Annotated in this window: 13 protein-coding genes; 8 read left to right on the forward strand and 5 right to left on the reverse strand. The window is 27.0% G+C overall.

All coding sequences use genetic code 11. From position 1 onward, the window contains the following. The coding region (locus FPD38_RS00515; RefSeq protein ID WP_147554861.1) for a DUF2920 family protein at positions 1–531 on the reverse strand (531 nt) is incomplete at its 3' end. 64 nt (positions 532–595) lie between these two features. Here FPD38_RS00515 and pseF point away from each other — a divergent pair. The 7 genes from pseF to pseH (FPD38_RS00550) are packed head-to-tail and all read left to right on the forward strand — an operon-like array spanning position 596 to position 4,698. Beyond that, on the forward strand, positions 596–1,300 hold the full coding sequence (gene pseF, locus FPD38_RS00520; RefSeq protein WP_147554862.1) for a pseudaminic acid cytidylyltransferase: 705 nt from the start codon (positions 596–598) through the stop codon (positions 1,298–1,300). Next, on the forward strand, positions 1,291–1,578 hold the full coding sequence (locus FPD38_RS00525; RefSeq protein WP_261798255.1) for a hypothetical protein: 288 nt from the start codon (positions 1,291–1,293) through the stop codon (positions 1,576–1,578). The genes pseF and FPD38_RS00525 overlap by 10 nt, the downstream gene beginning before the upstream one ends. 18 nt (positions 1,579–1,596) lie before the next feature. Continuing rightward, positions 1,597–2,421 carry a UDP-2,4-diacetamido-2,4,6-trideoxy-beta-L-altropyranose hydrolase gene (gene pseG / locus FPD38_RS00530; protein ID WP_147554863.1) on the forward strand — a complete coding sequence of 275 codons (825 nt, stop codon included), beginning with the start codon at positions 1,597–1,599 and terminating at the stop codon, positions 2,419–2,421. After that, positions 2,414–2,896, forward strand: a complete 483-nt coding sequence (pseH, locus tag FPD38_RS00535; RefSeq protein WP_147554872.1) for a UDP-4-amino-4,6-dideoxy-N-acetyl-beta-L-altrosamine N-acetyltransferase — start codon at positions 2,414–2,416, stop codon at positions 2,894–2,896. The genes pseG and pseH (FPD38_RS00535) overlap by 8 nt, the downstream gene beginning before the upstream one ends. Beyond that, positions 2,893–3,579 carry a formyl transferase gene (locus FPD38_RS00540; protein ID WP_147554864.1) on the forward strand — a complete coding sequence of 229 codons (687 nt, stop codon included), beginning with the start codon at positions 2,893–2,895 and terminating at the stop codon, positions 3,577–3,579. The genes pseH (FPD38_RS00535) and FPD38_RS00540 overlap by 4 nt, the downstream gene beginning before the upstream one ends. After that, on the forward strand, positions 3,569–4,237 hold the full coding sequence (locus FPD38_RS00545; RefSeq protein WP_147554865.1) for a PIG-L deacetylase family protein: 669 nt from the start codon (positions 3,569–3,571) through the stop codon (positions 4,235–4,237). Before FPD38_RS00540 ends, FPD38_RS00545 begins: the two co-directional genes overlap by 11 nt. Beyond that, a complete protein-coding gene (pseH, locus tag FPD38_RS00550) occupies positions 4,234–4,698 on the forward strand; it encodes a UDP-4-amino-4,6-dideoxy-N-acetyl-beta-L-altrosamine N-acetyltransferase (RefSeq protein ID WP_147554866.1) in 465 nt (154 codons plus the stop codon). Before FPD38_RS00545 ends, pseH (FPD38_RS00550) begins: the two co-directional genes overlap by 4 nt. Here the strand turns inward: pseH (FPD38_RS00550) and hisF are convergent. Genes hisF through pseA form a run of 3 tightly spaced genes read right to left on the reverse strand, consistent with a single transcriptional unit; the run spans position 4,666 to position 7,141 of the window. Next, on the reverse strand, positions 4,666–5,397 hold the full coding sequence (gene hisF / locus FPD38_RS00555) for an imidazole glycerol phosphate synthase subunit HisF (protein ID WP_147554867.1): 732 nt from the start codon (positions 5,395–5,397) through the stop codon (positions 4,666–4,668). The two genes, pseH (FPD38_RS00550) and hisF, sit on opposite strands and share 33 nt — an antisense overlap. An 8-nt stretch (positions 5,398–5,405) precedes the next feature. Beyond that, positions 5,406–6,020, reverse strand: coding sequence for an imidazole glycerol phosphate synthase subunit HisH (hisH, locus tag FPD38_RS00560; protein ID WP_261798256.1), 615 nt, complete (start codon positions 6,018–6,020; stop codon positions 5,406–5,408). Next, the gene (gene pseA, locus FPD38_RS00565; RefSeq protein ID WP_147554869.1) at positions 6,005–7,141 is read right to left on the reverse strand and encodes a pseudaminic acid biosynthesis protein PseA; all 1,137 of its coding nucleotides are present in this window, start codon (positions 7,139–7,141) and stop codon (positions 6,005–6,007) included. The genes hisH and pseA overlap by 16 nt, the downstream gene beginning before the upstream one ends. 104 nt (positions 7,142–7,245) lie before the next feature. On the opposite strand from pseA, the gene FPD38_RS00570 reads away from it, so the two are divergent. Then, complete coding sequence (locus FPD38_RS00570; protein ID WP_147554870.1) at positions 7,246–8,025, forward strand: sulfite exporter TauE/SafE family protein; 780 nt, start codon at positions 7,246–7,248, stop codon at positions 8,023–8,025. Here FPD38_RS00570 and flhB read toward each other — a convergent pair. Next, complete coding sequence (flhB, locus tag FPD38_RS00575) at positions 8,017–9,093, reverse strand: flagellar biosynthesis protein FlhB (protein WP_147554871.1); 1,077 nt, start codon at positions 9,091–9,093, stop codon at positions 8,017–8,019. The two genes, FPD38_RS00570 and flhB, sit on opposite strands and share 9 nt — an antisense overlap. Between the last annotated feature and the right edge of the window lie 133 nt (positions 9,094–9,226).

Consider the following 9,226-nt stretch of genomic DNA (forward strand, 5'->3'; position numbering starts at 1 on the left):
TAAAGCATTGATATGATCAATTGCAGCCATTATGCCAAAATTTTGATATTCATTGTTGGGTGGGATGAAAGTGCAAGAAAAATTTACTTTATAGTTTTTATCTAATAGATTTTGTTCTTTTAGTTGCACCATTTTTTCTTCTAGTAATTTATAATATTTTTCTAATTTTTCAGTGCTATCTAAAGTATCTACTTTTATATCAAATTCATCAAAAGCTTTTTGAAACATTCTTAAATCATCTAGTAAAAATGTCATTTCAGCACTATACCTATCCACATCAGATCTTCTTTGACAAAAACAATGATATAAAACACTTACAGCTATTACATCAAATTTTTTAGCTATAAATTTTCTATAACTTTCTAAAAAATGCATATTAGCATTTGCACCATATCCACCTATGACAAACACTATGGCTTTCATATCTTTACTATCATCATAAGTAATTCTATATTCAAGTTTAGATTCTCTTTTTATATTTAATTCTACATCATCACAAGAGTCTATAAAATATGTTTTATTAATGAGCATTTTAAGCCTTTTGAAATTGATATTAAATTATACTTGAATTTTAAAAAATATAAAGAAGTAAAAAATGAAAAAAAATCTCTGCATTATTCCTGCTCGTGGTGGTTCAAAAAGAATTCCAAAAAAAAATATCATTGATTTTTTAGGAAAACCTTTAATCTCTTATAGCATAGAAAGTGCTTTAAAAAGTGAAATTTTTGATGAAGTAATTGTTTCAAGTGATAATGATGAAATCATTAATATAGCTTTAAATTTTGGAGCAAAGGTTCCTTTTATACGCAAAAAAGACTTAAGCGATGATTATACAAGTTCTACTGATGTGATCAAAGATGCCATTAAAACTTTAGAAAAACAAGATCAATTTTACGAAAATATTTGCTGTCTTTATGCTACTGCTCCTTTAATAAACGAAGATGTTTTAAAAAAAGCTTATTATGAATTTATAAAAGAAGATTGCAAATTTTTATTTTCAGCATGCGAATTTGAATATCCCATCCAAAGAGGATTTTATCTTGATGAACAAAATCAAACTCATATGTTTGATGAAAAATATTATCACACTAGAAGCCAAGATTTAACAAAAGCTTATCATGATGGTGGGGCGTTTTATTTTGGAAAAAAAAAAGCTTGGCTTAGTGAAGATTTTATGTTTAAGCCTCATTCTAAAGCATTTTTACTTCCAAGAAATCAAGTTTGTGATATAGACACTCCTCAAGACTTAGAATTTGCTAAAATGCTTTACCAATTTAACAAAGGTAAATTATGTTTATAAACAAAATCAAAGGTTTTAAATATCCTGATATGGAGCTTGTAAGATGGTTTTTTAAAAACAAATTAGATACCTTAGCTAATGCTAAAGTCTTAGAATTTGCTTCACACAATGGAAATAATTTATCTTTATTTGCAAATTACAACTATGAATGCATAGGAGTTGAGCTTAATAAAGAAAATCACAAAAATGCTCTTTATAATTTTAACAATATCATGCATTATAAAAAAGCTACATTTTTTAATGAAAATATGCTTCAGCTAAATTTGCACAAATCATAGAACTTAACAAGGAAGAAAATGAAAGTTCTTTTTAGAAGTGATAGTTCAAACGATATAGGGCATGGGCATATCAAAAGAGATTTAGTCTTAGCAAAGCAATATGAAGATGTTAGCTTTGCATGTTTAGCACTAGAAGGCTCTCTTATAGATGAAATTACCTATCCTGTATATGAGCTTACAAGTGCAAGTATTTATGAACTTATCAATTTAATCAAAAAAGAAAAATTTGATCTTTTAATCATCGATCATTATGATATAAACTATGAAGATGAAAAACTAATCAAACTTGAAACAGGAGTGAAAATCCTAAGCTTTGATGATGAGATTAAAGAACATTTTTGCGATATTTTACTAAATGTCAATGCATATGCAAAAGCAAGTGATTATGCGGGGTTAGTTCCTCAATACTGCGAGCTTAGATGTGGATTTTCTTATGCTTTAATCAGAGATGAATTCTATAAAGAAAGTAAGATAAATAGAGAAAAAATTTATGATTTTTTAATCTGCATAGGTGGAGTTGATAGTAAGAATTTATCTATCAATATAGCTTTGTCTTTACCTAAAAATAAACAAATTCTTGTTATTACCACCAAGGCAAATAAACATTTAAAAAAATTAAAAAAATTAAGCGATAAAAATCCACATATAACGCTCATAGTTGATGCTTTAAATTTAGCACAACTAATGAATGAGAGCAAAAAGCTTATAATTAGCGCTAGTTCTTTAGTCAATGAAGCTTTGGTTTTAAAAGCAAATTTTAAAGCCATTGCCTATGCTAAAAATCAAGAAAAATTAGCTCTTTGGCTAGCTCAAAAAGGATATGAAGTTGAATTTAATGCTTAAAAACTTCACTAATTTAAATGATTTTGAAAAAGAATTTATCTTACAACATAGAAACAATCCAAACATAGCTAAATTTATGAAAAATCCCTATATAAGCCATGAAGAGCATTTAAATTTTATACAAAATTTAAAAAATGATTATACTAAAAGATATTTTTTAGTTTATGAAAACGATCAAGCAATAGGCGTGATTGATTTTATAAATATCACTATAAATTCTTGCGAATTTGGACTTTATGGCATTAAAAAAGGTGTTGGGAATTTATTGATGGAAGAGATTAAAAATTATGCTTTTAATGTTTTAAAAGTAAAAATTTTAAAAGCTTGTGTTTTTAAAAAAAATACCAAAGCTTTGAATTTATATTTAAAGCATGATTTTACTATATATAATGAAAATGATAAATTTTTATTTGTTAGTTTAAACAATGGGGGGGGGTATAGCCTAAATTTAACTTCTTTAAAGGTTGCAATATGAATGTAATCATTGCAACACACAAAGAACATGATATACAGAATTTATACTTATTAAAACAAAATTTCCAAAATATAACATTCCATTTAATCACACAAAAATCACAATTAAATATTGATTTTATTGAAAAAATTAATCCTAAATATATATTTTTTTCTCATTGGTCATTTTTTATACCAAAAAATATTTACAATAATTATGAATGTATAGTTTTCCATCTTGGTAATTTACCATTTGGAAGAGGAGGTTCTCCTTTGCAAAATTTAATCATACGCGGTATATACGAAAGTAAAATTTGTGCATTAAAAGTCAATGAGATTTTAGATGGCGGAGATATTTACTTGCGTTATAAAGTTAAATTTAGTAAATTAAAAGCTCAAGCAATATATGAAAAAATTTCAAAAATTATATATACAAAAATGATCCCAATTATTCTAACTTCCAATATCTGTCCTAAAAAGCAAAAAGGCAAAGTTGTTATTTTTAAAAGAAGAACTCCTCAAGAAAGCGATATAAATACTTTAAAAAATATAGATATTACCAAAATATATGATTTTATAAGAATGCTTGATGCTAAAGATTATCCAAAAGCTTTTTTGCAAATTCAAAATATAAAAATTGAATTTTCAAACGCAAAATTAAAAAACAATACAATACAAGCAAAGGTAGAAATTTATGAAAAATAAAATATTAATTATAGCAGCTCATCCAGACGATGAAGTATTAGGATGCTTTGGTGCTGTTAGCAAGATGATAAAACAAGGATATGAAGCCTATACTCTCATTCTTGGAGAAGGAAAAACAAGTAGAAATGAAGAAAATATTGAAAATCAAAAAAGTATTCTTGAAAACGAACTTATTTTGGCAAATAATATTATAGGTGTTAAAAAAGTTTTTAGAGAATATTTTCCTGATAATAGTTTTGATAAAGTTGCTTTACTTGAAATAGTTAAAGCCATTGAAAATACAAAAAATGAAATTAAACCTGACATTATTTTTACTCATTATGAAAATGATTTAAATATAGATCATCAAATAACCTATCAAGCGACAATTACCGCAACAAGATCTTTGCCAGATGAAAGTGTTAAAGAAATTTATAGTTTTGAGGTTCTTTCTAGTACAGAATGGAAATATCCGCTAAGTTTTAGTCCTGATGTTTTTTATGATATAAGCGATACATTAAATTTAAAATTAAAGGCTATGTCTTGTTATAAATCTGAACTTAAAGATTTTCCACATCCAAGAAGTTTAGAAGGTATAGAGCTTAATGCAAAATATAATGGAATGAGAGTTGGGCTAAAATATGCCGAAGCATTTAAAAGTATAAAAGTTATAAGATGATTGTTTATAAAGATTTTGCAAATTTAGACATTGATGAAAATAAAGAAATTTTAAAGATTAGAAATAGTGAAAATGTATCTAAATTTATGAAAAATCCTTATATAAGCTACGAAGGGCATTTAAATTTTATACAAAAATTAAAAAATACTACTACTAAAAAATATTTTTTAATATACAAAGAAAATGAAAAACTTGGAGTGATATACTTTACAGATATTAGTAACAATTCTTGTGAATTTGGACTATATAGCATTAAAAAAGGAGTTGGGAATTTATTGATGGAAGAAATTAAAAATTATGCTTTTAATGTTTTAAAAGTAAAAATTTTAAAAGCTTGTGTTTTTAAAGAAAATACTAAAGCTTTGAATTTATACTTAAAACATAATTTTACTATATATAATGAAAATGATAAATTTTTATTTGTTAGTTTAAACAATCCTAACAGGGATATTATTAGCTAAAAGTTCATTTTTAATATCATTTGGAGTGTATTGACTAAAATGAAATATATAAGCTCCAGCTAAAGCATTTGCTCCTTTTTTTATAGCTTCTACCCCATCACTTGGCTTACTAAGCCCTCCATTAATAATAAGAGGAATTTTTAATTTATCACAAAACATATCTAAAAGTTCTAAATCATACCCGCTATTGCTTCCTTCTTTATCAATGCTAGTTAAAAGTATCTCCCCTGCTCCTAAGTCTTGGTATTTTAAAGCAAGCTCTAAAGGATTAATATCAAATACTTTTTCATTAAAAACCTTAAATTCACCATTGACTTTTTTTACATCAATAGAACAAACCACACACGAACTTCCAAAAGTATTTGCGGCATCTTTGATAAAATTTGCATCTGCAAGAGCTGCTGAATTGATACTAATTTTATCAGCACCTATATTTAAAACTTTTCTAATATCATCTAATGTTTTTATACCACCTCCTATAGTAAGAGGCATAAAACACTCATTAGCTATATCTTCCAAACTCTCAAGATCCATTTTTTTATCTATATCCAAAACTATAAGCTCATCTACATTTCTAGCATTATAAATTTTAGCACTTGTTTTAATATGCCCTATGGTTCTAAATGAAGTAAAATTTATACTTTTAACTAGCTGATTATCTTTTAATAACACACAAGGGATAATTCTAGTTTTCAACATACTACAACCTATAAATTTACAAAATTTTCCAAAAGCTTTAAGCCTACCTTTTGACTTTTTTCAGGATGAAATTGCACAGCATATATATTTTCTTTTTCAAAAGAAGAACAAAATGAAATTTCATAATCACAAAAAGAAGTTTCTATTTTATCACTACATTTTACATAATATGAATGCACAAAGTAAAAATCACTATTTTCTTTTATATCTTTAAAAATTTTGCTTTCATTTTTATAATAAATATTATCCCATCCACTATGAAGTATCTTTTCTTTTTTTAAATCAAACTGCAAAACTTCACCATCAATAAAACCTAATCCTTGATTACCACCACCTTCATAGCCATATTTACAAAAAAGTTGCATACCAAGACAAATCCCTAAAATAGGCTTATTTTTATTTAGAACTTCATCTTTTAAAATTTCATCAAAATGTAAATTTTTTAAATTTTGCATTCCTTGATAAAAAGAGCCAACCCCAGGCAATACAAGCTTAGAAGATTTTTTAACATCACCTTCGTTTTTTACTATAAAAACCTTTTGATTAATCGCTTCAAAAGCTTTAACAATAGATCTTAAATTTCCTAAATTATAATCAATTACACCAATCATCTTAAAATGTATTCTTCATTTTTTATTAAAGATCCATCACAATCTCTTAAAAATTTACCATTTTCATCGCGTTTAAAAATTTTTTTATTTGTGAAACTATCTACTATTTTTTCAAATTCTTCTTTACTAAAACCACTAAATTTTAAGTATTTTTTTATAGCTTTTTTTGGAGGTTTTCCATCGTATTTTTGCACCAAACGCACACCTTCTTCGCGGTTTATATAGCCAAGTCTTATATCTAAGCATGCATTATCAGTAGCTCTTCCAAAGCCGTATTTGCAGTATTTTAAATAATCATGCAAATGATTAGAATAACAATCTAAATTTTCAAAATTTTCATAAGTAGTTTCAACTGGTTTTATGCTTGTTTTAAAGCCATTTTCTTTTGAAATTTTAAGATTATTTTTATAATCCCATTTAAAATAATATCCCAAAAATAAGCCGGTTACTCCTACTTTTTGCAATTCCTCATCACTTGGGTAAGTGTAAAAATACACATCTTTTTGGCTTATGCCATTAACTCCTATCATATCAGAGATTCTATTGCCCAATAACCCTCCAAATTCTTCAAGCCATTTTCTACCAAGTGTATTTTCTGTTTTTGAACTAGCAGGGCCGCCGTATTCTATTTGAGGGCTTTCTCCCCATATGATTAATGGTACATTAAAATTTACAGCTATTCTTGGAACACTTGTAAAAATACCTAAATGGTTTTGCCATTCGTTATCGCCAGTTCTTTCAAAAGCTTCTCTTGCAAGAATTTTATAAATTTTTGGATTTGGTTTAATGTGTATAAGATCTACCCCTAGTTTATTTAAATTTTTTAGATTTTTACGACCTATTTTTGTAGGAATACTTGGTTCAAAGCAAACACAAAGCGGATTAAGTCCTAATTCTAAACATTTTACAACTTGAAAAGTAGAATCTTTCCCGCCACTAACTCCTATAACACAATCATAAACAGGATGAGTTTTATATTTTTTAACAAGTTCTAAAAATTCTTTTTCTCGCTCTTGCCAATTTATATTTTTATCTTTATCAACTTGTGAATTGCAAGCATCACAAATTCCATTTTCATCAAAATGTAAATCAGGTTTGGTATCTGGCATAACGCATTTTTTACAAAATTTCATTTATTCTCCAAAAAATATAATATAAATTCAAATCGACTATGATTATATTTTCTAAAGCTAAATAAATTTTATTTTGTTACAATATTTTTATATAAAGGCTTGAAATGGATTTATTTTTTTTACCTTATTTAATCATAGGAATTTTTTCTGGAATGGCTTCTGGAATTTTTGGCATAGGTGGTGGAATGATCATAGTGCCATTTATGCTCTCACTTGGACTTAGCTCCCATCATGCAATAGCAATTTCAGTAGTTCAAATGATTTTTGCGTCTGTATTTGGATCTTATTTAAATTATAAAAAGAAAAATTTAATCCTAAAAGATGGCTTGTTGATAGGACTTGGTGGTTTTATAGGAGCTATGTTTAGCGGGGTTTTGCTAACTTATTTTTCAGATATTACCCTAACAAGTATTTTTTTATGCGTAAGTATTATCTTTTTTTTAAAATTTGCATTCAATCAAAAAAGCAATATTAAAGATGTAAATCATTCTAAAATTTTAAAAAATTTGATCTTAGTTATATGTGGCATTTTTACAGGAATCTTTGCTATATCATTAGGTATTGGCGGTGGATTGCTAATTACTCCGATATTGGCTTATTTTTTAGGTTATGATACTAAAAAAGTAGTTCCATTAAGCTTGTTTTTTGTGATTTTTGCTTCTATTTCTGGAATTAGCTCTTTTGTTTATAATGACATTATCGATAAAGAAATATTACAAATTGGAATTTTAGTAGGCATTAGCTCTATGTTTGGAGTATTTTTAGGTATTAAAATCATGGAAAAAATTAATCTTAAATACCATCGCATTGCACTTTTGAGCATTTATCTGCTTTCTATAAGCATGACTATGATTAGTTTGTTAAAAAAGCTCAATTTATTTTAATCTATCTGCAAATTTTTGTCTATTGGAAGTATAAACAAAACTCAACACTTCAGCTACAGCTTTAAAAAGCTCAGGTGGTATGAGATCATTTACTTCACAAGATTTATAAAGCTCTCTTGCTAAAGGTGGGTTTTCATAAATCATAACATTATACTCATAAGCCATATCTTTAATACGCAACGCTAAAAAATCCACTCCTTTAGCTAAAACTTTTGGTGCTGATTCTTTAGAACTATCATAACGCAAAGCTACAGCATAATGAGTAGGGTTAGTAATAACCACATCAGCACTTGCGACATCTTGCACCATTCTTCTTCTAGCTGCTTCCATTTGCAAACGACGAATTCTACCTTTAATTAAAGGATCGCCTTCAGTTTGTTTATATTCATCTTTTATTTCTTGCTTACTCATACGCAAATTTTTAAAATACTGATATCTAACAAGCAATACATCTAAAAAACCTATTATCAAAAATGCAATGATCACAACAGTAGCTAAAATAATAGCTTTATCTCTAAGCCATAAAAGTTGCGGATAAATTGTATAAAGCTCCACTCTAGGCAATTCTTGCATAAATTGAAGTAAAAAAACAAAAGCTATACCAAATACCACACCTACTTTTACTATAATTTTTATAGCATCTACAATTTTTTTTAAAGAAAATAAATTTTTAAGACCGTTGATAGGATTAATTTTATTAAAATTTGGAGTTATAGGCTTGGTGGTAAAGACAAAACCAAATTGCATTAAATTTCCAAGCACACCAGCTACCATAATGATTAAAGTTATAGGCATAATCATAATAAACATTTCTATCATGGTTTTAATGATAATTTTTTGCAAAATTTTTAAATCTAACTCAATACCTATAAAACTTTGATAAAACAAATATAAACCACTTATACGCTCACCCATAAATGGCATGGTAAATAAAACAACAACTACTGCTATAATCAGCACAGCTACAGCTGAAGCATCTTGACTTTTTGGAACGTTTCCTTCTTGACGCGCATCTTCAATTTTCTTGGACGTGGGTTCTTCTGTTTTTTCTTGATCATCAGCTGCCATAAATTACCTTTATGATATTAGCACTATATTCATAAACTACCAAATTTAATCCCATCATACCAAAACTAGCTATTACTCTAATAACTACAATTAAAAAACTTATGACAGAATATAATTTTATAAGTTTTCTTTT

The organism is Campylobacter volucris (genome assembly GCF_008011665.1).
In the GTDB taxonomy this organism is placed as follows: Bacteria; Campylobacterota; Campylobacteria; order Campylobacterales; family Campylobacteraceae; genus Campylobacter_D; species Campylobacter_D volucris_A.